We start from the raw sequence: 25,076 nt of genomic DNA on the forward strand, positions 1-25,076 counted from the left end.
TCTCTAAAGGTTAAGCAACTATAGCTTGCCATCATTATCCTTTTTCCGGATACCGCTTCCTACCCGTTCGCCGTCCTGCAGCATTTCCAGCTGAAGGGCGCCTCCCGCAATGGCGGTAAAGCGCATCAGGCCATCGGCGCCGTTGGACCGGAGTGCCTGGAACTCATTTGCCGCTACGGGGAAGAAACGCATATCATATTCCCCGTTGCTGGCGTTGTAGAAGAGATGTCCGTCATGATAAGTGATCAGGTGCGCTTCGTTTTCGTTCTGCCCGTCAGTATACACGCCGGTGTACTTTTTGATGCTTTCCTCAGGCAGCGAGATCTTCTCCCGGTACCGGGGCTCAAGAGGCTTGCCGTCGAGCACCTGGTTGATATTGTTGAAGGGAAACAGGCCTGTGTGCAGGTTTTGCAGGATGATGATCGTCCTGTCTTTGATCATATTCTGGGAAATGAAGGAGACATAGCCGTCCCAGTTCCCTGTGTGCCCGAAGGAAAATTTTCCGTCTCCTTTGGACAGGTTCAGCCCGAAGCCGTAAGGAACATTTTCGCCGCCGGCAGTTTGGCTAACGGCCGTCATTTCATCAAATTCGGCCTGCGTAAAGAGTTTATTCTGCTTCAGCGCAACCATCCACTTGTATATATCTTCTACAGAGGAATTCACTTTGGCGGCGCCTACAATACCGTCCAGGAAATAGGCGGTGCTGTCGTGAAAGCGGCTGGCTTCAGATGTGGTTTTGCTGAGCGTATTCTTGTTCCATATATATCCTGTAGCATAATTGGGTATGTTCCGGGGATGCTCCCGCCGGTTATAGACAAAGGTACGCTTCATATCCAGGGGCCTGAAGATGTTGCGGGCAAGGAAATCGCCATAGCTCATGCCCGATACGCGTTCTATAATGCTGGCCAGCAACACGTAGTTATTGTTGTTGTATTCGTGCCGGCTGCCGGGAGCAAAGCGCAGCGAGTCTTTGCGGCCTTCATAATACCGGATAACATCATTATTGCCGGCGATCCTGGTTCTGTCCCAGTCTCTACCCAGCTGGGAAATATAATCATTGGGCAGGCCGCTGGTATGCCGCAGCAGGTCGGAAATGGTAACCTGGTCCCAGAAGCCCAGCTCGGGCAGGTAGCGGGATACTTTGTCTTCATAGCGCAGCTTACCCTGGCGTTTCAGCAATACAATGGCCGCCGCGGTAAATTGCTTGGAGCAGGAAGCCAGCTCGAAGATCGTCTGCTCATTGTTGTGTCGCCTGTTGTCCTCATTACTATAGCCATAACCTTTTTCAAAAATGACTTTTCCTTTTTCCGCGATCAGTACGGCGCCGTTAAACTGGTTCTGCTTGTGAAGCATAGCGAAAATATGGTCCAGCTGCTCCTCCCGGGTATTCTCCTGGGCGCGGCAGATGAAGGTCAGGACCATGGCCATAAATGCAAAAAGTATCTTTTTCATAGGTTATTTATTTTATCTTTTTATTTGGTATGATTATTAGAATCGGTAAAACCTGCTGCTATCGGGAACTGTAGATTTCGTTAAATGTCAGTGCACTATAATACGTACGAATTAATTCGTAGCAAACGTACGACAATTTTCGTATTTCCAAAACTTTTTTTACGAAAACTGTCGTAGGAGGCAAAAATTTAATCATCGCTTGACACTATAGCGCGATCTCAGGGTTTTTATGGAGCCGGAAAATGGCGGTTTTTGCCTATTGCCGTTCCTGCGATTTATCGGAAATTAGCTTTGCAATTATTCCGAATGCGATTCAACCTAATGCATGCTTATGCGGGTCAAACTATTCTTATGGGGAGCCTTAATAGCGGTCGCTTTACCGGTGATGGCCGGCGCCCAGAATTTTAAGCAGCGGCAGCAGTCGCTTTCGGCCGCGATAAAACAGGCCCGGCAAAAGAAAAAGATCACAGAGACCGAATATTATAAGTTACTACGGGAACAGGAGGAAATCGGTACTGCGATAGAAAAGGCGGAGGAGGATCATTACTTCAGCGCAAAGGAGAAGAATGCTATCCATGCCAGGCTGCAGCGCGCCGAAAGGCGCCTGCGCAAATATAAAACCAACAGGGAAGTGTATTGATCATTTTCATTTTAGATCTCATACTCTTTCTGCTACAGGTCTGCTGTATAAAAGCTGCAGTGTACCTGTTTAATTTAGCATTACCAAACACCAGATAATGATGAAAAAAATGTACCTGTTCACCCTGTTCTAGCTGCCGGGAAAATATCCCCGCCTGTCTTACTGTTGAGCCTGTCTTGCAGGCTTATACCTGCCCTGTTCTTATGCCGTGTTGCACCTGTCGTTCCGTAAAACCAGAATAAAAATATCGTTATGGTCTTATGGTAGCGGATCACGATCGTATCCGTTTACACCGCCGCCCTGTACACTTCTCTGCTTACCTGTGGAACTGCCTGCCTGTTTTTAAGCCGTTGTTACGGTCTCCTCCGGGAGCCCGGTGAATGCTTGCCATATAACCACTATGTGCCGTGGAGCATACCTGCACGAACACCATTTTTTCAACCAAACAAAAAAGCTATGAAAATCAAATTCAATCTTCTTAACATACCGGTCGGTATGTTTCTTGCTTTTGCCGGGATGGTCCCCGCTTCGGCCCAGGACTTATCCTTTACCAATGCTTATCCGTCGCGCCTGCCGCTGTCCCGGACGGCTAACAACAGCAGCAATACGATCGTTACCCGCTATTACGGCACGCCTATAGGTGCACGCCGCACGCTGGACTATCTCATGGCGAGTAACGTAACGGAGAACAAGCTGTCTGTAAAGCTTACGGCTGTGCGCCACGACGGAACGCTGATCTGGAGCAAGGTGTACAAGAGCAGTGTGGCCGGGCAGGCCAGGCGCTGCTTTGCGATGAGCTACAATGCCCAGTACGACAGCTATGTGCTTACCGGCTACCAGGCCAACCTGGAAACCAACAGGGATGACCTGTGGCTGATGGAGGTGGATCCCCTGGGCAATGTGATCCAGGATTTCAATCTTTCTGCCGATAGCATACCCTGCAGCTTCTTCCCCGGGCCCGGCGAGATCGGCTTTGGCACCTTATGCACTTCTTTCAGGATACCGAACTACTATGGCCTCGATATCCTGCAGGTAAAGGCCGATCCGGATTCCACGCAGAACGGGGATTTCGTGGTGACAGGCTTTATGAGCGACAAGCCTTCGGTGGGCGAGTACGGAACGGCCAAACGGAGCTTTGTATGGCGCTTCGCCTTCGACAGGAACCCGGCGGCCCGCTCACCCATCAAAACGAAATACCTGAAGGTGTTTCATGGCACCAATACCAATGATGACGAGCCCAACACTTTCGACATCACTACCGATGTGGAAGAAATACCCGGCTACGGGCTGATGCTGCTTGGTCATAAAGGCGGCCCGCCGCTGTTCTCCGGCAGCATCGATCCCCAATATGTCCGGCATGCCTATTATGCCCTGATGCATTATAACGGCGGCGGTACCTCGGTGGTAAGCCCTACGGTCTTCTCTTACGTCAACGCATTCGATGAGCGGGAAAAGAATGTCAGGAGCCTGCTGGGCAGCGATGGCTACCTTTATATGCTGGGTTACTATCATCCTAAAAAGGCCTTTACCCTGATGCAGATGAAGCCTGGTTCAGGTGCTATCGGCTACCAGAAGCTTTATTATACCAGCAGCACGCCACCCTTGCCGGCATTCAGCATGTACCAGAGCCAGAACAATCCCGACGAGCTCGTGATCATGGGCTACAGGGTAGGGGACGATAAATCGATGGCCGGCGACTACGTTCACCCTTATACCATCAAAGTAAGCAATGCCGGCACCTTGCTGAGCAATTTCAACCTGGAAAAGATTTACAGTGCGCAGTACAGCGACTACGGACCGGGCGGTACCATCGATTATTTCCGGCCTTTTGAGAAGGGAAGTATGCCTATTGCCTCGGTACCGGATATCGGCATACTTAACCGGCATACGGAGTACGATGATGCTGCCGTAACAGGCGCCCGGCTTGATACTGTGCCTGCATTATTTCCGCGCTTCCATACCACGCTTTCAGGCTTCCGCTTTGTTACCGATAAAGCAGAGTGCGATCCTTACCAGCAGGTATCCTTGTCCACTACAGTGAGCCTATCACCGGTCGCCTTTAAATTTGCGATCAATAACTTTAAGTTCGACATCTACAAGAATGATCCCGGCGTACGGACGGAATCCAGCTATCTTACCTGCAAGGATCTTTCGGCCGTATCGGAAGCAGAGCCTATGAACGGGTTTATGTCTCTGGATGGCCAGGGCGATGCGATACGTATCTATCCCAACCCGGTGACGGACATGTTGTACCTGCAAGGCGCTTTCAGTAAGCAATACAGCTATACCATCACTACCGCTACAGGCGCGGTTGCTGCTTCAGGAAGCTTTGAAGGACAGGGTTGCGTTGCGACCGGCAAGCTGTCCGGAGGCATCTACTTTATCCGCATTGTGCCTGCCGGTGGTACACAGCAGATGCTGAAGTTCCTGAAGCAATAAAAACGGTATAAAAAACGGAAGGCAGTTCCACGATCCCCGGCTATCGGCCGGGGATCTTTTGTATCTGTATGAACCGGCGATCTGAAGGATAAGACGGTAATGCTGATGGGTATACCGGTGACGAAAAGTGTTTTCAGAATATTCTTTCGATAAACTCCTGCACATAGCTTTTCTTTCTTTCCGAGATAGGGATCTCTGCGCCGTTGAGCATTTCGATATAGCCGGCCTTGAAATATTTTTTGATGTGATGGGTATTCACCAGGTAGGATTGATGGCACCTGAGAAAGACATCTTTAGGTAGCAAGGCTTCATATTCCTTGATCACTTTGCATACCATTACCGGCTTTTCGTTCTTCAGGTAAAAGGTGGTATAGCCTTTGTCGCTGTGGCAGTAAAGGATATCTTCCACGTTGACGATCTGCGTATAGCTCATGCTTTTCAGGGCCAGCCGCTGCAGCGGCGCTTTACCGGCGTAGTAAGCTGCAGTCAGCGCCAGCTGCTGCTGGCCGAACTTATATTCTTCGGCTTTAATATAGCAGCGGTGTATCGTTTCGGTAAACAGCGCGGTATCCACCGGCTTCAGCAGGTAGGCAAAGGCGCCTATATTGAGGGCGTCGATGGCATACTGGTTATAGGCCGTGATAAAAATAATATGCGCGGCGACATCGGTATTTTTGAAGAGCTCAAAGCTGTTACCGTCCTTAAGCTGTATATCGGCCAGGATCAGCTCCGGCTTCAGCAGAGGTATTTCTTCCCGGGCTTTGGCTACAGAATCGCTGTAGCCGGCCAGCTGCAGGTAGGGGATATCGCTTATCAGCGACAGGATATGATTAAGGATGTTCGTTTCGTCTTCCAGCAGGTATACAGTCATTACGAATCAGTTTATGCGGTGATCAGGGGAATGTACAGGTCCACCCGGTAGCCCTTCCCGTTCGCCGCGGTATGGGATTGCGTGTTAAAATAAGCTATTTTCTCTTTCTGGTTGAACAGCACATCCAGCCTTTCCCCGATGATGGACCCGGACAGGGATTTCTTGGCGCGTGGCTGATCCGTATCGGGACCTGCACCGTTGTCACTTACGCAGATGTGCAGCTGTCCCGCTTCGGCGGTAAAGGTGATGTCCAGCATGCCCTGGTACGCGATGTTCTTAAAGCCATGCTCGATAGCATTCTCTACAAAGGGCTGCACCAGCATAGGCGGGATCATCAGCGCTTCGGTATCCAGGCCGTTAGTATCGATACGGTAAGCGAAGGCATGTTCAAAGCGCATTTGCTGCAGCCTTATATAATTTTCCAGCGCACCGATCTCCTCTCCGACCGATATAAGGTCCTGCCGGTTCAGCTCCAGCATATTGCGCATCAGGCTGGAAAAGGTGACGAGGTAAGCATTGGCTTCTTTCTTCTTATCGCTGCTGATAAGGCCCTGCATATTGGCAACGGCGTTGTAGATGAAATGCGGGTCCAGCTGCAGCTGCAGCGCTTTTTGTTCCAGCAGCAGCTTCCTGTTCTCTGCAGAGAGTTTTTCGTTTTTAGCGATCAGCAGCTTTCTGCGGTAGGTATTGTATACGATCAGCGCCAGCGTGCCCAGCAGCAGGGATGCCGCCAGGAATATCCACCGTTGCTGCGTGATGAGCTTCCGGTTCAGCCGGTTGGTTGTTTGTAGCGAAGCGATGGCCTGATCCTTCTTTTCGGTCTGGTAGCGCGTGTGCAGCTCTTCTATCTTTTCGGCTTCAATGGCAGCTGTATTGCGACCGAAGATATTGATAGCCGAGTCCAGCGCGATGGCTGCGTTTTTGTAATCCTGCTTGAAGCGGTACACCTCTGCGAGTCCCTGGAATTCGGAGAACAGGTCGGAACCGGGATGCTGCCGTGCCCATTGTATTGCCAGCCCGTAATAATAAATGGCCGAGTCTGGCTGGCGGTTCCGTATAAAAGTGGTGGCCATGTTGTTGAAGGCATATTTTCTTAAAAGGTTATGCTGCTTCAGGTAATTGAAGAACTTACGACTGCTTTCCAGTGCGCGGCCAGGCTGCTTTTTAAGCGAGTACAGCTGCGATTCATAGTCGTAGGTGCGTGCCAGGGCCAGGCTGTCGCCCAGCTGTATCGCCAGTTCCTGCGCCCTTTCCAGGTGCTCTTCCATGGCCCATGCCTTGTTTTTCTGAGCGGCCAGCATAAAGGAGATGTCGTGATACCGCTGTTGTATGACCGGGCTGTTCTGTAAGGGGTTATGCTTAAAGTAAAGATCCGTGTAGATGATAGCCTTGTCGGTATTTGCATTACGGTAATACGTTTTGGCCAGCAGGTCGTAGAGAAGATAGACGAAGGTGCTCTTTCCTTCTTCCGCTTTCCGGGTGACACGAAGCAGGGCGCTTACCTTATCGGAGGAAACAATGTTTTCCTCCATAATATTGTTATTGAAGATAGCGTACTGCTGCAGCGCGTAAAGGTCGGGGGTAGCAGTGTCCGCTTTCATCAGCCCGTAATAATAAAGCGCGCTGTCTGTATTGTGGGCGAGATCCAGCTGCAACCCTTTCACATAATAATAGTAGGGGCTATGTTGTGTTCCTTTTTCTGTCGCCAGCAATTGCTGTATCAGCGCCCTTTTCTGCTTGCCGTTCAGGGTATCATAGCCGATCAGGGCCGGAATATAATGTTGCGTCGCAGTATCGAGCCGGCTATCGCTGCCGGCAGCGGTTTCGGGCTCCGGCCTGCCGCAGGAGCAGAATACGATACCCGTCCAAAAGATCAATGCCAATTTATAAAAGCCTGCCATGCCTGGGAAATCCTGGTTTGTGCTGGTAAAAGTAATTCTTTCGGAACGGACAGCGGATTTTTCCATGCTGCTTAAAAGAAATGATCTCAATGGCTGTAGCCCCCGGCAACAGCGTATTCCTGAAGAAGATGACGGAAGGACGCTATCGTCTTTGGCACAGGGGGGCCAACTACAGCAGCAGGCTCTTCTGCTCATTCCAGACCTGGTTGGCCCGATCCATGTAGGTGTCGAAAGCCCCTTGTTCACCGGTTGAAAGAGTTTCCCTCAGCGACATGGCCTTTACGATCCAGTCGGAGAACAACCTGCTGAGCTCGGGCATGGCCTCTTTGTTTTTCACTTCTGCCGCCGCTGCCAGCTCATTGTAATAGAGGGCAAATTCGGCCAGGTGCTTGTTGATGATATCATTGCTGAACCGGGGCGTTTGGATCTGTGTGGTGGCAAAATAATTCTGCGTATCGGAGGCGCCTGAAGACCCGTTGCAGGATGCCAAAAAGAATAACGCAGCAAGAATGGCTAGCGTGAAGATAGATTTGATCCGGGACATGATGGTCAATTGAATTTTACAGTTCGCCTGCCAATATTAGGATGCTTTTCGTATCCGGGGCCGGCCATTTCGATATTTACGGAACCTGTGTCCATATTTGCAGGAAACGGACCTTTCATTTTCCTGTGAGCAGGTTAAGTATGAAAAATAATGCGATGAGAAGCATCCCGATATTGCAATAAAACTTAGACCATACCTTTTTACGATAAAGCACGATGGCCTCTATCCCTAAAAGGAGGATGCCTGCAGCTCCCTGGATGAGTATCGCGTATACCAGTCCTAATCCCATGGGATCGCCCCGGCCGTCAAGCACCAGCCAGTAAATGATGACAAACAATGCCGGTATGGCAATGAGCCGGAGGACCAGGTGAATGATCCAGCTTTTATCGTTTCTTTTCATCTGATCGCCCGGCCCTTGAGCCGCGAACGTCAATATTAATACTCTTTCGGACCTGTTCCGGCGTAAATCTATATTCGCCGGACTTGCGTCAAGGACCGCGGTTGCCTATCGGCTTAGCTGGTGAAGGGAATCTTAAAAGTTGAGGCTACTGCATCAAAAGTGCAGCACGGCCGGGTATTTTTACATTTCACCCAAACATCCATTTTTATGAAAAAGCAACAGCTTCAGCAACGGAAATTGTCCCTGTCCAAGAAGAGGATCACCACGCTTAACCCCCGGCAGCTGCAACGTGCTGCCGGGGGCGAAACCGATAGCGCCTGCCAGCTGACAAAAGACAAAACGCTCTGCGAGGGCAATACCAATCAATACGGCTGCACTACCCACTCCCTGGGTATTGCCTGTACCGTGATCTTCTGTGTCTGATCCCGGTAAAAAGGAAAAGGAACAGCCGCTTACCAGCAGGGTAGGCGGCTTTTTGCCGCTGAAGATCCTAAACGGAAAGCTTTTCGAGGGCTTCTGCTACCGAAGGAAGGAAATTGACCTGCCTGCCTTTATTGCTTTCAACAATAAAGTCCTTCAGGCTTTGCCCGGGATACTGATCAAAGCGGCCGACAATAGCTAACCTGATGTTATAGTTCGAGCACTTTTGCAGTATTGCGCCGGCCAGGCCCGAGCTAAGGTTGAAGAAGGCGGGAGCCAGGAGCTGCTCGTGCACGATAATCCCGGCGGCGTCCTGGTAGCTGAGATCGATGAAGAGCTGCAGCGCATCGTCCTCGTTACCGATTAAAATACTATCGGCATTCAGCTCGGCTATCCTCGAGCCTTTATGATCATGAAAGAATATATCCATCGCTGCTTTCCATTTATCCGGGACACCATCGCTGCTCCCGGTATTGCGGGAAGGCGCCTGGCAGACCTGTTTGCAAAAATAAGATCCTTAGAGGAGCTTTCTTGCTATAACAACGGTCTGTTCCCGTGTTAGAATAAATCGCTTGGATTTCCAAACCAAACCTATTATTTTGTGGTCTTGTCTACTTACCCGGGCAATCCATGTTATCCGGCTTCCCGGAATTGTTTCCTGTTGACAGCATTAAGGGCATCCCGGTTCCTTCAGGAGCCTGCCTGGGGTATAATCATCTTAAAGAAAGCGATAAGGATCATGAAAAAAAAGTACATTCTGCATTATCTATGGCGAACGATATTTTGCTTTGCGCTGGTCGCGGCTGTTCAGAAGAACAGCTTTGCCCAGTTCCCGGTTTGCGACAGTATGGTTTACTTTATCTATAATGGCGCCATCTATAACCTGAATACCTATCTGCCGATATCTGCTACCAATCCTGTTCCCAACACCTTTCCGCCTCCGGGTGGTATTTCGCTGGCCGTAAGCCCCAACCTCAATTCTGCGACCGGGCCTTCTCCCACTTTTTATGCTGTCGTTGGCGTCAACTATTATTATTATGACGGTACCGCATGGGTGAATACCGGCCATACTTCCGGTTCCGTCGATATTGGCGGTGGCGGCGGCTTTATCTATGGTAAGACCGGCAACCAGATCTACCGTTATGATGGTACCGGTAATGCGACGATGATCACGACGATACCTTCTGCGGTGAATGTGTTTGACATTGCTGCCGATTGCGAAGGTAATTTCTATGTGCTCGACCTGGGTGGCTCCGCCTTCCTGAGAAAGTACAGCCCTTCCGGAACGTTATTGTATGAATGGACGGTGCTGGGCGGGCCCGGTTCGGCTATCTGCTTTTCGTTATCCGGCAACCAATTGCTGGTAGGCAGCAATCCTGTTTACGCCGGTACCGTCGACCCGACCTCCGCTACGGTCAACCTTACTTCGCTGGGTAATATTCCTTCCGCGATCGATTTCGGCGGCTGTCCCTTTACCGGTGCGCCTATTGCCGCCGATACGCTGTACTCCTGCAAGGCCGGTGATACCGTTAAGGTAAGGGCCAGCGGCGGCGAGCCCTATTCTCACCTGGTGCTCAACGGCAGCGCCACCATCACGGGCACCGGTCCTGAATTCTCGATAGTACCCGATGGCTTTACCACTCTTGTGCTCTACTCATCCACACCTGCCTGCGGATCGGGTGGGAATGCTATTGATACCTTCTGGATGGTGCCGCCGGCCGTTGTCGATGCGGGTCCTGACGATACCCTTTATGGTTGCGGCAAGTATACAGGCACGATAGCTGGAAGCCTTACGGGGACCAGTCCCTGGGTCGATTATACGATCAGCTGGACGCCGGCGGGCATTATTTCTTCGGGTGGCACTACGGTTCATCCTGTAATCAACCCCGTGGCGGATACCACATTCCGGATCACCGTAACTACCGGGCCGGCACAGGGCGGATGTACTTTTACCGATTCGGTGCGGATAAAGGTAAAAGACGAGTCGATATTGCCCGATTATACTTACGTCATCGACAGGGGCTGTAACGGCGACAGCGTTGCCTTCGTCAATACTTCGGTACGCAGCACGCGCAGCTATTGGGATTTTGGCGATGGCGCTACAGACACCATAACGGCTCCCCGTCATTTTTATCCCAGCCAGGGCAGCTACCAGGTGAAGCTGATTGCCAGCAACTATCTCTGCAAGGACAGCGCGATTAAAGTAGTCGACACCCGTCATCCGCTCCAGGCAGTGTTTACCGCCAGCCGCGATACCATATGCCAGGATGGAGTGGTCAACTTCAGCAACAGCTCTACCGTAACCCTGCAGCCGGCAAGCTATTCCTGGGATTTCGGCGATGGCGGAACTTCCACGCTGATGAATCCCACGCACCAGTACACGGTTGCCGGCACTTACCAGGTAAGAATGGTGGCAAAGGATACCTTGCCCTGCTACGACACGGCTTATCGCACCATTGTCGTCGATAGCACACCACACCTGGAGCTGGTACCCGACTATTATGACATCTGTACCGGCCAATCCATTCAGGTGACCGCGCACTATACCGGTTCCGGCAATACCGGCCTGGACTGGGATTTCGGCGACAACAGCCCGGCATCCGACATCAATCCTGCAGGACATGCCTATGCGCTGCCCGGCACTTATCATTATACCCTGAAAGCCCGGTACCGGGTATGCGAAGAGCTTACAGCGGGCGATTCGGTGAATGTACATCCCTTGCCCGTGGTCAACCTCGGCCCCGACACCACGATCTGTCTCGATGCAGCGCCTTTCTACCTCACCAACCTTGAACCTGTAGCTCCCGGCGAGCATTACCGCTGGAGCACAGGCGATACCGCGCGTGTACTGCGTATTGCGCACCACGGCTCCTATAGCCTTACGGTGACCACACCTTATGATTGTAACGCTACCGATGTAGTGGTGATAGATAAGGATTGCTATATTGATGTGCCCAATTCCTTTACGCCCAACAACGACGGCAATAACGACTACTTCTTCCCCAGGCAGTTGCTGAGCAAGAACGTCGGTGGCTTTACCATGAAGGTCTTTAACCGATGGGGACAAGTGGTATTTGAAACGTCAAACCGCAACGGCCGCGGCTGGGATGGCCGCTTTAACGACAAAGAGCAGCCCAGCGGCGTGTATATCTACCAGATCAATGTAGTGCTGGCCAATGGCCGCACCGAGCAATACAGCGGTAATGTAACCCTGCTGCGTTAAAAGCTTTAATTCATAAGAAACGAAGAGGTATCTGTTGTTGAGCAGATACCTCTTTGGGTTTTAAGCAGAACGATGCTCAGTAATTTCCATATAAGGATAGCCGATCTGGCCCACGGCTTTCGCTACTGCTTCCTTGTCTGTGGTCCTGTGGACCAGCACCACATATTCATCCGATCCTGTATTGATCAATCCTATCTGGAAGCCTGCCGCTCTCAGGGGGCGGTCGTAGTCGCTGAACACGGAGCTATGGGAAACAGAGGCGCGGGGAGGATAATCTTCAGGGCGGGGCAGGGAAAGCGTTTGATCGAAGTTGTCCTTCAGCGCGGAGCCGACACGCCATTCCAGGTCTTCGACTGCAGCTCTCCAGTCCAATGTCATGATAAAATGAATACTGTGCTCGTCCAGGTACTCCATAACATAGTTGAGGGTTGTGCCGTAATCTTCATCCCGGGAAAAATCTTTCAGCTGTCCGAAGAAAGCCAGCAGGTCCGCCTGTTTTTCCGCTGCGACACAAAGCTGTGCCAGCGTCCGGTAGCCGGCCTGTTCATCGCCCGGTGCAGCAGGATAGTCCAGGACCTGCAGCTGATATGCCTCTTCGCTTATCCCCGGGTTTCGCTGTAGAGGAGAAGGCATTCTTCCGAACCAGGGCTGTCCGGTAAACACATCTTTGCACCAGATGTAAAGGACGAGGCCGGCGAGGCTCCATATCCAGTAACGGCCGTCGGCATGAAGGATCAGGCCGGTAAGCACAATGCCGGCAATGAAGACCAGGAGCAGGATATAATAAAGGCGATGGCGCATAAGGAGAAAGATGAAACGCTAAATTAGATTAAATAAAAGCCTGCAGCAGCTGTTGGGACATGGCGTAAAATCATTTAACTTGCCTTTATAGCTACCTGTCAATGAATTATCAGACCTATATGCCTTCGGAAGCGCTGGCCGGTTTTGTCAAGTGTTACTGGACCCTCGAAGATGAGAGCGCCGGGCCGCTGCAGCGCCAGGTCATCGTGCCCGACGGCTGCATGGAAATGATCTTTCACGATGGCGACTTGTACCGGCAGTATCTGGACGGGAATAATAGCATTATCCAGCCGCGTTGCTTTGTCTTCGGCCAGTTCACTGTGCCCTTGTCCATAGCCCCGACCGGTCGTACCGGTATCTTTGCAGCGCGGTTCTATCCCGGTGGCTTCATGCCTTTCTGCACCTTGCCTGTAACGGCGCTGGAGGACAGGGCCGTTTCCCTGGAAGACTTGTATGCGCAGGAGGGCGCGTTGCTGTCCAGCGCTGTAGTGGAAGCCGGAACGGTTGCGCAGAAGATTGGGCATGTAGAAGCTTTCCTGCTGTGCCGCGTGCTGGACCAAAAGGTGGTTGACGAGATCGCCCGCGCCACCGCGGAGCTCATGACCGGTGTTAATGGCCGCATGCCCATAGGGAAGCTTGCCGAAACACTGGCCATCAGCCGGCGTCAGCTGGAACGCCGTTTTGCTTCCGTTGTAGGTTTAAGCCCCAAGCAGCTATCGAAGATCATTCGCCTGCAGGCGGTGCTGAAACCCTTGCTGAGAGGGCAGTTTGATAACCTTACTGCGCTGGCTTATGATAAGGATTATTATGACCAGGCGCATTTTATCAGGGATTTCCGCGAGTTTACGGGCTATACGCCGAAACAGTTCTATGGTGCGCAGCTGGAGCTGTCCCGGCTGTTTTACAGCGCCGGCTAGGTGCTGCTGTCGCAATTGTACAATTTCCTCTTGCCTCCGCGGCATAGCTTTGTTCCGCAATCAGCAAAACAAAATGATATGAGCAAACAACTATCCTTCATCGCCGCCACCGCTCTCATCCTCTCCTGCAGCAGCTGGCTTCCCGACCGCAGCCGTCTACCCGGAAACATCTCCTGGCTCATCGGTACCTGGGAACAGCAGACCACCCGCGGTAAGGTATATGAACAATGGCTGCAGGACGGCGACAGCACTTTGTCCGGGAAAAGCTTTGCGCTAAAGGGGAAAGATACGATGGTATTTGAAAGCATACGGCTTCGCCGGGAAGGCGACGATTGGTTCTATATACCACAAGTAAAGGATCAGAACGGCGGACAGCCGGTACGTTTCCGGGCAACCCGCTTAAGCGCAACGGAAATGGTCTTTGAGAATCCGGAACATGACTTTCCACAGGTGATCACCTACCGCAGGAATGGAAAGGATGCGCTTATCGCCGAAGTATCCGGCATAGCGAAGGGTGAGACGCGCAAGGTGACTTTTCCTATGAAAAAGCTAATGGCTGAATAATTTCGGGCACTTTTTTTACGGGCTGACAGAATTGCTCCCGTTAAAAAAATACCTGTTCAGTTTTCGGTAGCAGGACGTGTAACCCCGGGGTATCTTTGCATCAAAATGATCAGCTATGCTTACCGATGATATGATGTATGAAGCGATATTGGCTAAGGATACGGCGTATGAAGGCAGCTTTGTAACGGCAGTGAAGACAACCGGGATCTTTTGCAGGCCAACCTGCACGGCGCGGAAGCCGAAGCGGGAGAATGTGGAATTTTTTAAAACGATAAAGGAAGCGCTGGCGAGGGGATACCGGCCCTGCAAGGTATGCCGGCCCATGGAGCAGGTAGGGGAGGTCCCGGGGAATATTGCGGCGGTGCTGCAGGCCGTGCAGACCAATCCTTCTCATAAGCTTAAAGACGGAGACTTATTGCATATGGGCGTAGAGCCCAGCTTTATCCGGCGCTGGTTCCTCAGGCACCATGGCATCACTTTCCAGGCTTACCAGCGTATGTATCGCATCAATACTGCTTTTCATAAGCTACAGGAAGGAGGCCAGGTGACCGGCGCTGCATTCGATGCCGGCTTTGAATCGCTGAGCGGCTTCAACCATTCCTTCAAATCCATTTTCGGTGTCTCCCCTAAAAACAGCAGGAATGCCGGCGTTGTCCAGCTGGGCCGCCTGGAAACGCCCCTGGGACCGATGATCGCCTGCGCGGCTAAAGAAGGGATCTGTCTGCTGGAATTTGCCGACCGTAAGATGCTGGAAACCGAGCTCAAAGACATCAGCCGCCTGCTGAATGCCGTAATCGTGCCCGGTAACAGTCCGCACATCGATCTGCTGCGTGCAGAGCTTAAAGAATATTTTGAAGGCAGCCGCAAAGTATTTACCGTATCCCTGCATATGCCGGGTACTGCGTTCCAGCAAAAGGTATGGAAAGCCTTATGCGAAGTGCCCTATGCCCATACCTCATCTTATAAGCGGCAGGCCGAAGTGCTGGGCATTACCAGCAGCATCAGGGCGGTAGCCCATGCCAACGGGATGAACCGCATCAGCATCCTGGTGCCCTGCCACCGCGTGCTGGGCAGCGATGGCAGCCTTACCGGCTATGGTGGCGGCCTGCACCGCAAACAGTGGCTACTCGAGCATGAGCGCAGCCATTCCGCAGTTTAGTCTCTTAAACACTTTTGGAATAACCGGCGCTATAATCGCCGGAAAAAAAATCTATTCTTTTTTGTCCAATCGGGGAAAGCTGGTTTGTTATAAGATAAATACAAACAGTTAACCTTTTAAAACAAAATAAAATGGAACAAAGGATCAATTTCGTGGAAAAGGGACAAGGTGCGATAAAAGCGCTCTTCGGGTTGAGTGCATACCTTGCAAAATCGCCGCTGGAGCAGGCTTTGCTCGACCTGGTCTACTTCAGGGTGTCGCAGATCAATGGCTGCGCCTATTGCCTTGATATGCATGCCAAAGACCTCAGGGCTATAGGTGAAAGCGAGCAAAGGCTGTACCTGCTGAATGCCTGGCGGGAAGCCCCTTTATACAGTGAGCGGGAGCAGGCGGCGCTGGCCTGGGCCGAAGCAGTGACCAGGATTACCAACGGCGAGGTGCCTGAAAATATCTACAAGCAGGCCCGGACGCAGTTCTCCGAAGAAGAGCTGGTCGACCTGACGATTGCGGTAAATACGATCAACTGTTACAACAGGATCAACATCGCTTTCCGTGTTCAGGGCGGCAGCTACCAGGTAGGGCAGTTTGCTGCGGCAAAAAACGATATTTAGTGGCGATCCGTATAAGAAATACCTAATCAGCTTTATCCGGCCGGGATCGCCAAGCCTGTCGGAGCACCACATTATCATAACTGTTCTTAAATAAGTTCAGCGATGATAAGAATAGGGCTGTCTCAAAAGGTCTCAAGCCTGTCACATTGAGCGAAGTCGAAATGTAAAACAGGCTTGAGCAGTAATTTTGGTTATATTTCGACTTCGCTCAATGTGACCAAAATTACTGCTTTTGAGACAGCCTCATTAGTATATCCGCCAGGGAATAGCGGGGATTAATGCTCGTGCCCGCCGGTATTGGTCATTTTTGCCATAACGAAGAAGGCGCCCTTGACCACGACCCGGGCATCGCGTGGCAGATCGGCCACCGGCTGTATTTCGGTATAGCCCAGATCGCTTACCCCTTTAACCACCTGTATCCGTTCAAAGCGAAAGGCATCGTGATTGTCGTGGTCTTCTTTACCTGCTTCTTCCGCATGATCGCGAGCCTCTTTCTTATCGGTACGGATGAAGATATAATCCTTCCCGGCATTGGACACGATCGCCTCCGAAGGTACGGCCGGCGCTGTGGTGTTGCCGATGCTGATCACCGCTGTAACATTCATACCTTCGATCAGGCCGTTCTTGTCGCCCGACACTTCGGCATGAACAGGTACGGCCTTCGACTGGTCGGCGAAAGCGGTACCGATAGAGAAGATACGGGCGTCGTATTCTTTGCCCGGTGCATTGGTCAGTGTAAAATGGATGGTCTGCCCCTTCTGTACCAGCGAAAGATCCTTTTCATAAACATACAGGTCGAGGTGCAGCTGCGCGTTGTTCACGATGGTCGCCACCGGCGTGGCCATATCCACGCGGGCGCCGATCTCTGCGTTCACGGTGCTGATGGTGCCGCCAATGGGGGCGGTAAGGGTAAGGACGGAAGAGATCGAGCCGCTGTTGAGCGATGCGGTGCCGATACCCAGGTCGGCCAGCTGCTTTTTCAGTGCGGCCTGCTGTGCTTTCAGGCTGTTACGCTCGGCCTGCGCACGCTGCAGATTTTTCAATGGCGCTGCATTGCCCGCCACCAGCTCACTCTGGCGGGTGTATTCCAGCTCGGCCAGCTTCAGCTGGGCATTGACCGATATCAGGTTCTGCTGTAGTCCTGCGAGCTCGGTATTTACGATCGTACCGATCGCCTGGCCCTTGCGTACTTCGCTGCCGGGCAGCACCAGCAAAGTCTTCAGGATACCGCCGTATAAGGAGGTCACAGCAGCCTTGTTCTGGGCGGGTACCTCGAGCCGGCCGGTTACTTTGATGGAAGAGCCCAGGTTCTTATATTCAAGGGGCGCCGTCTCTATCCTGACCGTCCGGACCTGCTCTTCGGATACGGAGACAATCGTGCTTTCTTCTTCTGCTTCGGGCGCTTCAGCGGCGGCTTTCCCGGAAACGGGAGTCTCCGGCTTGCTGCCGCAGGAATTGAAAAAAAACAGAGCGATAGACACTAAAACTATTGGAAGGACTTTCATGTTTCTTTCTTTTTGATACACGGTTTAAGGCATGGAGTAATAAGCCATGTTGATGGCCGATTGGTTGTATTGGTGCAGCACATCCAGGTAATTCTTCCGGATATCGATGGCTTGCGTCAGGAACTGGGAGAGCTCTGCAAAGCTGATCTCGCCGGCTTTGTAGGAAAGTTCCGCAGCCTTAAGTATCGCTTCGGCCTGGACCAGGCCCCGGCTTTCGTAGAAGGCCAGCAATTGCTTTTCCTTCGCTACATTGCGCCGGCTTTGCCCGGCCGCGGCATCCAGTACCTGCTGCTCCGACCGGAACAGTGTTTGCCGGTAGTCGCGTTCGAGGTTGGCTGCCTTGATCCTGGCCTTATAGCTGCCCATGCCCAGCAAGGGGATACCTACGGAAACGGAAAAGCCTGAATAAGGATCATGGAGACCGTAGAGTCTCTGGGAAAAGAAGCGGCCGGAAAAATCGGGTAGCAGATCGCGCCGTGCAACCTTCAGCTCTGCCTCGCTGATCGCGATGTTCTGTTGCTGCACCTGGAGCAGGGGATGAGCGTCGGGGCTGCCGGAGGCCGCTACCGGTACCTGCCGTAGCGGCCCTGCTTCGGGCAGGAAGGCGCTGTCGGTATTGAGCAATGCCTTGATCAAACCTTGCTGGGTCAGCATATCCTGTGCCAGCATATTGAGCTGCACCGCGATCTCACTGCTTTTGGCTCCTGCGGCAATGCTGTCCAGGCCGGCCGATTCGCCTTTCTGCACCCGAAGCACAGCCGTTCGGGCCAGCTCCCGGTAGAGGCTGTCCAGCTGTTGCCACAGCTGCTGCTTGCTTTGGTAATACCATAAGGTATAGTAGGCAGTCTGCAGCTCTTTTTTCAGCTCAAGCGCTTTAAGCTGCCGCGCATAGCCGGCCGAACGTTCCTGCTGCCGCAGCACCTCTTTGCGGGCGCTGTATAACCCCGGCCATTCCATACTTTGTGAAAGCCCGACCTTAAGAATGCCTTTGCTGTCGGAAGGGCGCAGATCTTCATTCTCGAAGAAGAGGCCGGTCCTGGGCGGGGCAAACGCACTGCTGCTAAGGGCCCTTGCCCGGCGTACGGCGATGTCGCTGCTCTGCAGCTGAAGGTTCTGACGCAGAGCCAGGCTATAGGCTTCTTCAAAGCTGATGCGCCGTTCCGCTGTGGGTTGTGCCTGCGCCAGGGTAGGCAGCAACAGCAATGCGATTGCGGTCACGACCGCTTTAGCGCTACCGGCGCCGGGCTTCTTTTTTTTGTCGAAGAGGAGATACAGCAGCGGTAGTACGAACAAAGTCAGCAGCGTGGCGCTCAGCAATCCGCCAATCACAACGGTGGCCAGTGGCTTCTGCACCTCGGCGCCGGCGCCTGTGGAGATCGCCATGGGCAGGAAGCCGAGCGATGCTACTGTGGCTGTCATCAGCACCGGACGCAGCCGCGTTTGCGTGCCTTCGATAACCCTTGCCCTGATGTCCGTTATGCCATCTTTCGCCAATTGGTTGAAGGTGCCGATCAATACGATGCCGTTCAGCACCGCTACACCGAACAAAGCAATAAAGCCCACACCTGCCGAAATGCTGAAGGGCATGCCCCGCAGCAGTAGAGCCAGCACACCGCCTATCGCCGACATCGGAATAGCAGTGAAGATAAGGGCCGCCTGCCGCAGGGAATGGAAGGTGAAATACAACAAAGCAAAGATGAGCAGCAAGGCCACAGGGACGGCGATCTGCAGGCGGGCGGAGGCTTTCTCCAGGTTCTCGAAAGTACCGCCATAGGTGATAAAGTAGCCCGATGGCATGGTAAAGCTGCCGGTAAGCCGCTGTTTGAGCTCTTCCACCACACTTTGCACATCCCGGCCGCGCACATTGAAGCCAATCACGATACGGCGGCGGGCGCCTTCGCGGCTGATCTGCGCCGGGCCTTCCTTCAGGGATACATCGGCCAGCTGGTTCAGAGGTATCTGTGTGCCGTCTGCTGCAGGTACATACAGGTTGGCTACATCCTCGATCGAAGTACGGTAGGCCGAGTCCAGCCGGACCACCAGGTCGAAGCGGCGCTCATTTTCAAATACGACCCCGGCCGGCTGCCCGGCGAAGGCGGTGCTCACCACCTGGTTGATGTCTTCAATATTGAGGCCATACGCCGCAATACGGGCGCGGTCGTAGGTAATGGTGATCTGGGGAAGGCCCGCCGTCCGTTCGATCTGCGGAGCGGTAACTCCTTTTACCTGTTGTATCAGTGCGGCTACTCTCGGGGCCAGCGCCGCCAGGGTGTCGATATTCTCGCCGAAGATCTTTACCGCCACGTCCTGCCTTACACCGGTCATCAGCTCATTGAAGCGCATCTGTATCGGTTGGTTGGCTTCAAAGAAGACACCGGGTATGGTTTCCAGCTTTTCTTCCATAAGGCCGGCCAGCTTGCTGTAGTCTTTGGTAGTTGTCCATTCCTTTTTATCCTTCAGCACCACGATAAGGTCGGTAGCTTCCGGCGGCATGGGATCGGTCGGCACTTCTGCGCTGCCGGTCTTCCCGATCACCTCCTTCACTTCCGGGAAATTTTTCAGGATACGGGAAGCCTGCATGGAGGTCTCGATGCTTTGCGACAGCGAGGAACCCTGCGGTAGGATGCAATGGAACGCATAGTCGCCTTCCTGCAGCTGGGGAATGAATTCGCCACCCATGCGTGTAAACAGGAAGATGCTTAGGCCCATCAATACCAGGGCGCTGGCGATCACGATGCTTTTTGCTTTGATGGCGGCCTGCAGCAGGGGCGTATATTTTCTTTGCAGCCAATCCATCATGCGGTCGGAAAGGCTGCGTTTGTGGCCGGTCTTTTTGGGCAGCACCAGCGCGCACATCATCGGGATATAAGTAAGGGAAAGGATCAGCGCGCCGAGGATCGCGAAGCCAACGGTCTGCGCCATCGGCCGGAACATTTTCCCTTCGATGCCTACGAGCGTAAGGATAGGGATGTAAACGATAAGAATAATGATCTCGCCAAAGGCGGCGCTGCTGCGGATGCGTGAAGCAGAAAGGAATACCTCTTCATCCATTTCCTGCTGTGTGAGCCGTGCCACGCCCCTGCGCAGGGCCAGGTGATGCATGGTTGCTTCGACAATGATCACGGCGCCATCCACGATGAGCCCGAAATCGATTGCACCCAGGCTCATCAGGTTGGCCGATACGCCGAAGACATGCATCATACCCAGTGCAAACAGCAGGGATAAGGGAATTGCCGAGGCTACGATAAGGCCGGCGCGGAAATTGCCCAGGAAGAGCACGAGCACGAAGATCACGATGAGCGCGCCTTCTACCAGGTTCTTCTTTACGGTGGAGATGGCACGTTCTACCAGGTTGGTCCGGTCGAGGTAAGGCTCGATCACCACATCGGGCGGCAGTGATTGCTGGATGGTTGTCATCTTCTTTTTGACACGTTCCACCACTTCGGCGCTGTTGCTGCCCTTCAGCATCATAACGATACCGCTGACCACCTCCCTGTTGCCATCGCGGGTCACGGCGCCATAGCGTACAGCGGCGCCCAGCCGGGGATGGGCTACATCTTTGATCAGCAAGGGGATGCCGCCGCTTTTCTTGACCACGATATTGCCTACATCTTCCAGGTTGCTGATGAGGCCGATGCCACGGATAAAATAGGCATTGGGCTTTTTGTCGATATAAGCGCCGCCGGTATTCTGGTTGTTCTTTTCGAGCGCGGTCATGATCTCGGCTATGGTCACATTCATGGCCTTAAGGCGGGTGGGATCGACCGCTACCTCGTACTGCTTGAGCTGCCCGCCAAAGCTGTTCACCTCGGCTACACCAGGTGTGCCATAGAGCTGGCGGGCTACGATCCAGTCCTGCATAGTACGCAGGTCCATAGCGGTATATTTTTGCTCGCTGCCTTTTTGGGGGTGCAGCACATACTGATATATCTCGCCGAGGCCGGTGCTTACCGGTGCCAGCTCGGGAACGCCGATGCCTTGGGGTATGCGGTCCACGGCCTCTTTCAGCCGCTCATTAATGAGCTGTCGGGCAAAATAGATATCGACCTTATCGTCGAATACTACGGTAACGACCGAAAGGCCGAAGCGGGAAATAGAACGGATCTCCTCGAGGTCGGGCAGGTTGGCGATGCTTTGCTCGATGGGATAGGTCACAAATTGCTCTACCTCCTGGCTGGCCAGGGTAGGGGCATTGGTAATGATCTGTACCTGGTTGTTGGTAATGTCGGGAACGGCGTCAACAGGTAATTGCCGCAGGGCATAGACGCCCCAGAGGATCAGCAGCAGCGTAAAGATGCCGATGACCAGTTTGTTCCGTATAGAGAAACGGATAATGCTGTCCAGCATGGTTGAATCATAGCTTGAAGGCGTGAATACGGCCCGTCGCACACAGCAGTGCTGCGGCGCGGGATGATTGCTTCAGGAAAATGATCAGCCTAATTGAGGAGGCTGCCACACAGGAAGCGCAATGCCGGCGGGGCATGGCTGTATCAGCAGGGAGAAGGTCTTGTCGCGGAACAGGGATACTGCAGCCGGTTGGGGTGCCGGGAATAAAGGCAGCGCATAGGCGACCGAGCAGCAGGAGCACTGGCAAAACGGGGAGCAGAGATCCCGGTGCTCGTCCTGGTGGCCTCCGGTGGGTTGCGCATTGGCCGGGGCAGAAGTCCGGCTCAGGGCAGATACAGACGCTCCGGCATCGCTGCAGGGCATGCAGCTCAGCACCAGGATCGTGATCGCTATGAGGAAAGACCAGAACTTCATGGAGCAAATGTAGAAAATAAATAATTAAATAAAATACTTGCAGTTACGAATAACACCTTCTTTAAGCGCAGGATTTTATATTTGCTTTTCATCATTTGACTCAAATGGCTACTTATGGTCGAAAAATTTATTCCTTATGTCATTATCGTCATCGTGATCCTGCTGCTGGTCATGCTGTCGCAAAAATTAAAAGTGGCTTATCCCGTCGTGCTGGTGCTGGGTGGTCTGGCGATCAGCTTTATCCCGGGCCTGCCGCTTATACAGATCGATCCTGAACTTATCTTTATCATCTTTCTTCCTCCTTTGCTTTACGAGGCAGCCTGGTATACCTCCTGGAAGGAGCTGTGGAAATGGCGGAGGGTGATCAGCAGCTTTGCCTTTATCATTGTCCTCATTACCTCCCTGGTCGTTGCGCTGGTGGCACACTCCTGCATTCCCGGCTTTACGCTGGCCCTGGGTTTCCTCCTGGGCGGCATTGTTTCGCCGCCCGATGCGGTATCGGCCACCTCCATACTGAAGCAGGTTAAGGTGCCGAAGCGGGTTACTTCTATCCTGGAAGGGGAGAGCCTGCTGAACGATGCTTCGAGCCTCGTCGTGTTCCGCTTTGCATTGATCGCGGTGAGCACCGGCAGCTTTGTCTTTCACGAGGCGGCAACGAGCTTCGTGGTGGTGATCGTGATGGGTATTGCTACCGGCCTGGTGGTTGGTTTGATCTATTACGCGCTGCACCGCTGGCTGCCTACCGATGCCAATATCGATATTGTGCTTACGCTTACGGCGCCTTATGTGATGTATATCGTGGCTGAGCAGTTCCATTTCTCGGGCGTGCTGGCTGTAGTTACCGGGGGCTTGTTCCTTTCGGCACGCAGCCACCAGATCCTCAGCCACAGGAGCCGCCTCAGGGGGGCCACCGTATGGTCGGCGCTCAGCTTTGTGCTCAACGGCCTGGTGTTTATACTGATCGGGCTGGAGCTGCCGGTTATCGTGGCTGGCCTCGGCAATGTAAGCCTGGGCGCGGCTATCGGCTATGGCGTGCTGATCACGGTTGCGCTTGTTATATCGCGTATCCTGTGCACGCTTGGCGCTTCGGTCTTCACGGTATTCATCAGCCGCTACATTACGACGGCCGATAACCGGCCCGGCTGGCGCGGTCCCATCATCATCGGCTGGGCCGGCATGCGCGGCGTGGTATCGCTGGCGGCGGCGCTTTCCGTACCTTTTTACCTGGCTAATGGTTCGGCGTTCCCGCAGCGCAATCTTATTCTCTTTATTACGTTCATGGTGATCCTGCTTACCTTAGTGGTGCAGGGCCTTACACTTCCGCTGGTGATCCGGAAAGTCAATATGGAAGATCCCGATAAACATTTGTCGCCCGAACTGCAGGAGGTGCAGGTCAAGCGTCTGCTGGCGGAAAAGAGTATCGCTTTTATGAAAGAATACGGGAGTCCTATATTCAAGGAGCATGAAGCACTCCGGTACATGATGGCCAAATACGAGAGCGAGCAGCATCTTCCCGACGAAGAAGATCCGATGGCACATATCGCCTTCAGGGATGCCTATCTCGAGCTGTTGAACCGGCAACGGAGCTGGCTGATGGAGCTGAACCATCACGAGGACATGGATGATGAGGTGATCCGGAAATACCTGTGGCTTGTCGACCTGGAAGAAGAGAAGCACCGTGTCCGCTACGAGCACGAATAATTTTCCCGTATTACTGTTGCCCTTTGTGCAGCCATTGGGTTACCTGTACCAGCCTTCTGGCCTGGTAGCTAACACCGTCCTTTATATCATCTTTGATCCCGCCTTCCATATCTACTGTAGCGCTGGTGCCATAAGGATTGCCGCCAGAGGCGAAGGTCACCTTGTCGGTATAGCCGGGGGCAACAATAATGCAGCCCCAGTGCATCATTTGCGTGTACAGAGAAAGCAGTGTCGCTTCCTGCCCGCCATGCGGGTTAGCAGCAGAACTCATGGCGCTTACCGTTTTGTTGGCGAGCTTGCCCTGCGACCATAAACCGCCCGTGGTATCCAGGAAGGCTTTCAGCTGCGCTGCGATCACGCCGTAGCGGGTGGGACAGCTGAAAAGCAGGCCGTCGGCCCATTCCAGGTCATCCAGCGAAGCTTCCGGTATGTCTTTCATAGCTTCCAAGTTCTTTTTCCAGGCCGCATTTTGCGCTATCGCTTCCTGCGGGGCACTTTCCTTTATTTTTTTTAGCCTGACCTCTGCGCCGGCGGCGCGGGCACTGTCGGCGGCCCATTGCGCCATCTGGTAATTGGCGCCGGTAGCGCTGTAAAAGAGAACGGCGATCTTTACGGTATCCATAGCTGTTGTTGGTTCTGTTAAGATTAAGCGGAATTGCTTGTCTATACAACAGACAAACCCGTTCTTTGTTGGGCTATGGAGCAGCGTATCAACATCAGGGAAGAAGAAATATCAGTGGTGTTCGATGAACATGCTGTTCATATCGCCAATGACGAGGCGCTGAAATGCCTCCTGGAAGCGGGTAAAGCGGGGGCGCTGGATGAATTGGTATGCCAGCTGAAGCAACACTTCCTGCAGCTGTTTGACCGGGAGCTCGATATCAGCGATGCTTCGCTGGCAGTCGAAATATGGGGACATGTTTATTTCGGCTACCTGGCTACCGCGCTCGACAATCTTGTCCGTCTGCAGCTGATCACAACCCTGACGGACAAGGTAATCGGCTATTGTGCCATGATCGATTGCGGAGAGTCTGGTCATGATCATAACCGTTTCTTCTGGAATATGCTGGCGCCTTTTGCCGCTAAGATCGTGCACTGGCTGCCGGACGACCTGAACGGGACGACCTGACGAGAGAAGTCAAGTTTCAAAACTTGACTTCTCTCGTC

General features: G+C 53.0%; 21 protein-coding genes. 10 read left to right on the forward strand and 11 right to left on the reverse strand.

The annotated features are described in order from the left end of the window. Nucleotides 1-18: 18 nt before the first annotated feature. A complete protein-coding gene (locus tag DZC79_RS03245; protein WP_118950121.1) occupies nt 19-1,452 on the reverse strand; it encodes a serine hydrolase domain-containing protein in 1,434 nt (477 codons plus the stop codon). A 331-nt stretch (nt 1,453-1,783) separates the two neighbouring features. On the opposite strand from DZC79_RS03245, the gene DZC79_RS03250 reads away from it, so the two are divergent. Together DZC79_RS03250 and DZC79_RS03255 are read left to right on the forward strand one after the other, a co-directional pair. Further along, a complete protein-coding gene (locus DZC79_RS03250) occupies nt 1,784-2,092 on the forward strand; it encodes a hypothetical protein (protein ID WP_157976886.1) in 309 nt (102 codons plus the stop codon). Between the two features lie 456 nt (nt 2,093-2,548). Next, nucleotides 2,549-4,531, forward strand: a complete 1,983-nt coding sequence (locus DZC79_RS03255; RefSeq protein WP_118950123.1) for a T9SS type A sorting domain-containing protein — start codon at nt 2,549-2,551, stop codon at nt 4,529-4,531. Nucleotides 4,532-4,664: 133 nt separating this feature from the next. On the opposite strand, the gene DZC79_RS03260 is transcribed toward DZC79_RS03255, so the two are convergent. The 4 genes from DZC79_RS03260 to DZC79_RS03275 all read right to left on the reverse strand — a co-directional run bounded on the left by DZC79_RS03260 (nt 4,665) and on the right by DZC79_RS03275 (nt 8,247). After that, nucleotides 4,665-5,402 carry a LytR/AlgR family response regulator transcription factor gene (locus DZC79_RS03260; protein ID WP_118950124.1) on the reverse strand — a complete coding sequence of 246 codons (738 nt, stop codon included), beginning with the start codon at nt 5,400-5,402 and terminating at the stop codon, nt 4,665-4,667. 11 nt (nt 5,403-5,413) lie between these two features. Beyond that, a complete protein-coding gene (locus DZC79_RS03265) occupies nt 5,414-7,285 on the reverse strand; it encodes a tetratricopeptide repeat-containing sensor histidine kinase (protein ID WP_157976887.1) in 1,872 nt (623 codons plus the stop codon). 187 nt (nt 7,286-7,472) lie between these two features. Beyond that, entirely contained in the window at nt 7,473-7,847 is a 375-nt protein-coding gene (locus DZC79_RS03270; RefSeq protein WP_118950126.1) for a hypothetical protein, read from the reverse strand. A gap of 115 nt (nt 7,848-7,962) precedes the next feature. Further along, complete coding sequence (locus DZC79_RS03275; protein ID WP_157976888.1) at nt 7,963-8,247, reverse strand: hypothetical protein; 285 nt, start codon at nt 8,245-8,247, stop codon at nt 7,963-7,965. Nucleotides 8,248-8,454: 207 nt separating this feature from the next. Between DZC79_RS03275 and DZC79_RS03280 the strand changes: the two genes are divergently transcribed. Then, on the forward strand, nt 8,455-8,670 hold the full coding sequence (locus tag DZC79_RS03280) for a class I lanthipeptide (protein ID WP_118950128.1): 216 nt from the start codon (nt 8,455-8,457) through the stop codon (nt 8,668-8,670). Nucleotides 8,671-8,737: 67 nt separating this feature from the next. On the opposite strand, the gene DZC79_RS03285 is transcribed toward DZC79_RS03280, so the two are convergent. Continuing rightward, nucleotides 8,738-9,097 carry a DUF4180 domain-containing protein gene (locus tag DZC79_RS03285; RefSeq protein ID WP_118950129.1) on the reverse strand — a complete coding sequence of 120 codons (360 nt, stop codon included), beginning with the start codon at nt 9,095-9,097 and terminating at the stop codon, nt 8,738-8,740. 309 nt (nt 9,098-9,406) lie between these two features. On the opposite strand from DZC79_RS03285, the gene DZC79_RS03290 reads away from it, so the two are divergent. Then, complete coding sequence (locus DZC79_RS03290) at nt 9,407-11,890, forward strand: PKD domain-containing protein (RefSeq protein ID WP_157976889.1); 2,484 nt, start codon at nt 9,407-9,409, stop codon at nt 11,888-11,890. A gap of 60 nt (nt 11,891-11,950) precedes the next feature. Here DZC79_RS03290 and DZC79_RS03295 read toward each other — a convergent pair whose 3' ends face one another. After that, a complete protein-coding gene (locus tag DZC79_RS03295) occupies nt 11,951-12,691 on the reverse strand; it encodes a DUF6630 family protein (protein ID WP_118950131.1) in 741 nt (246 codons plus the stop codon). Nucleotides 12,692-12,792: 101 nt separating this feature from the next. Here DZC79_RS03295 and DZC79_RS03300 point away from each other — a divergent pair, with 101 nt between their 5' ends. From DZC79_RS03300 to DZC79_RS03315, 4 genes are all read left to right on the forward strand, one after another. After that, the gene (locus tag DZC79_RS03300; protein ID WP_118950132.1) at nt 12,793-13,608 is read left to right on the forward strand and encodes an AraC family transcriptional regulator; all 816 of its coding nucleotides are present in this window, start codon (nt 12,793-12,795) and stop codon (nt 13,606-13,608) included. Nucleotides 13,609-13,686: 78 nt separating this feature from the next. Further along, complete coding sequence (locus tag DZC79_RS03305) at nt 13,687-14,172, forward strand: DUF6265 family protein (RefSeq protein WP_118950133.1); 486 nt, start codon at nt 13,687-13,689, stop codon at nt 14,170-14,172. Between the two features lie 115 nt (nt 14,173-14,287). Continuing rightward, nucleotides 14,288-15,331 (forward strand): bifunctional transcriptional activator/DNA repair enzyme AdaA, encoded by a 1,044-nt coding sequence (locus DZC79_RS03310; protein ID WP_118950134.1) that lies wholly within the window; start codon nt 14,288-14,290, stop codon nt 15,329-15,331. Between the two features lie 131 nt (nt 15,332-15,462). Continuing rightward, on the forward strand, nt 15,463-15,942 hold the full coding sequence (locus DZC79_RS03315) for a carboxymuconolactone decarboxylase family protein (protein WP_118950135.1): 480 nt from the start codon (nt 15,463-15,465) through the stop codon (nt 15,940-15,942). Between the two features lie 275 nt (nt 15,943-16,217). Here the strand turns inward: DZC79_RS03315 and DZC79_RS03320 are convergent, their stop codons facing one another. From DZC79_RS03320 to DZC79_RS03330, 3 genes are read right to left on the reverse strand one after another with little or no spacing between them, the layout of a single operon-like run. After that, nucleotides 16,218-17,447: an efflux RND transporter periplasmic adaptor subunit gene (locus DZC79_RS03320; RefSeq protein ID WP_118950136.1), complete on the reverse strand. Its 1,230-nt coding sequence runs from the start codon at nt 17,445-17,447 to the stop codon at nt 16,218-16,220. A 24-nt stretch (nt 17,448-17,471) separates the two neighbouring features. Further along, a complete protein-coding gene (locus tag DZC79_RS03325) occupies nt 17,472-21,836 on the reverse strand; it encodes a CusA/CzcA family heavy metal efflux RND transporter (protein WP_232831747.1) in 4,365 nt (1,454 codons plus the stop codon). Between the two features lie 42 nt (nt 21,837-21,878). After that, complete coding sequence (locus DZC79_RS03330) at nt 21,879-22,208, reverse strand: DUF6660 family protein (protein WP_118950138.1); 330 nt, start codon at nt 22,206-22,208, stop codon at nt 21,879-21,881. 114 nt (nt 22,209-22,322) lie between these two features. Here DZC79_RS03330 and DZC79_RS03335 point away from each other — a divergent pair, with 114 nt between their 5' ends. Then, nucleotides 22,323-23,909 carry a Na+/H+ antiporter gene (locus tag DZC79_RS03335; protein ID WP_118950139.1) on the forward strand — a complete coding sequence of 529 codons (1,587 nt, stop codon included), beginning with the start codon at nt 22,323-22,325 and terminating at the stop codon, nt 23,907-23,909. Between the two features lie 10 nt (nt 23,910-23,919). Here DZC79_RS03335 and wrbA read toward each other — a convergent pair whose 3' ends face one another. Beyond that, on the reverse strand, nt 23,920-24,531 hold the full coding sequence (wrbA, locus tag DZC79_RS03340) for an NAD(P)H:quinone oxidoreductase (protein WP_118950140.1): 612 nt from the start codon (nt 24,529-24,531) through the stop codon (nt 23,920-23,922). 75 nt (nt 24,532-24,606) lie between these two features. Between wrbA and DZC79_RS03345 the strand changes: the two genes are divergently transcribed. Then, a complete protein-coding gene (locus tag DZC79_RS03345; RefSeq protein ID WP_118950141.1) occupies nt 24,607-25,038 on the forward strand; it encodes a hypothetical protein in 432 nt (143 codons plus the stop codon). Nucleotides 25,039-25,076 lie beyond the last annotated feature (38 nt).

The organism is Taibaiella helva (genome assembly GCF_003545695.1).
In the GTDB taxonomy this organism is placed as follows: domain Bacteria; phylum Bacteroidota; class Bacteroidia; order Chitinophagales; family Chitinophagaceae; genus Taibaiella; species Taibaiella helva.

Bases quoted from the DNA above. Each gene is read 5' to 3' on its own strand.
- DZC79_RS03335 (WP_118950139.1), top strand. From the start codon at position 22,323: ATGGTCGAAAAATTTATTCCTTATGTCATTATCGTCATCGTGATCCTG.
- DZC79_RS03310 (WP_118950134.1), top strand. From the start codon at position 14,288: ATGCTTACCGATGATATGATGTATGAAGCGATATTGGCTAAGGATACG.
- DZC79_RS03315 (WP_118950135.1), top strand. From the start codon at position 15,463: ATGGAACAAAGGATCAATTTCGTGGAAAAGGGACAAGGTGCGATAAAA.
- DZC79_RS03260 (WP_118950124.1), bottom strand. From the start codon at position 5,402: ATGACTGTATACCTGCTGGAAGACGAAACGAACATCCTTAATCATATC.
- DZC79_RS03295 (WP_118950131.1), bottom strand. From the start codon at position 12,691: ATGCGCCATCGCCTTTATTATATCCTGCTCCTGGTCTTCATTGCCGGC.
- DZC79_RS03305 (WP_118950133.1), top strand. From the start codon at position 13,687: ATGAGCAAACAACTATCCTTCATCGCCGCCACCGCTCTCATCCTCTCC.
- DZC79_RS03285 (WP_118950129.1), bottom strand. From the start codon at position 9,097: ATGGATATATTCTTTCATGATCATAAAGGCTCGAGGATAGCCGAGCTG.
- DZC79_RS03275 (WP_157976888.1), bottom strand. From the start codon at position 8,247: ATGAAAAGAAACGATAAAAGCTGGATCATTCACCTGGTCCTCCGGCTC.
- DZC79_RS03300 (WP_118950132.1), top strand. From the start codon at position 12,793: ATGAATTATCAGACCTATATGCCTTCGGAAGCGCTGGCCGGTTTTGTC.
- DZC79_RS03270 (WP_118950126.1), bottom strand. From the start codon at position 7,847: ATGTCCCGGATCAAATCTATCTTCACGCTAGCCATTCTTGCTGCGTTA.
- DZC79_RS03280 (WP_118950128.1), top strand. From the start codon at position 8,455: ATGAAAAAGCAACAGCTTCAGCAACGGAAATTGTCCCTGTCCAAGAAG.
- DZC79_RS03320 (WP_118950136.1), bottom strand. From the start codon at position 17,447: ATGAAAGTCCTTCCAATAGTTTTAGTGTCTATCGCTCTGTTTTTTTTC.
- DZC79_RS03245 (WP_118950121.1), bottom strand. From the start codon at position 1,452: ATGAAAAAGATACTTTTTGCATTTATGGCCATGGTCCTGACCTTCATC.
- DZC79_RS03345 (WP_118950141.1), top strand. From the start codon at position 24,607: ATGGAGCAGCGTATCAACATCAGGGAAGAAGAAATATCAGTGGTGTTC.
- wrbA (WP_118950140.1), bottom strand. From the start codon at position 24,531: ATGGATACCGTAAAGATCGCCGTTCTCTTTTACAGCGCTACCGGCGCC.
- DZC79_RS03250 (WP_157976886.1), top strand. From the start codon at position 1,784: ATGCGGGTCAAACTATTCTTATGGGGAGCCTTAATAGCGGTCGCTTTA.
- DZC79_RS03255 (WP_118950123.1), top strand. From the start codon at position 2,549: ATGAAAATCAAATTCAATCTTCTTAACATACCGGTCGGTATGTTTCTT.
- DZC79_RS03330 (WP_118950138.1), bottom strand. From the start codon at position 22,208: ATGAAGTTCTGGTCTTTCCTCATAGCGATCACGATCCTGGTGCTGAGC.
- DZC79_RS03290 (WP_157976889.1), top strand. From the start codon at position 9,407: ATGAAAAAAAAGTACATTCTGCATTATCTATGGCGAACGATATTTTGC.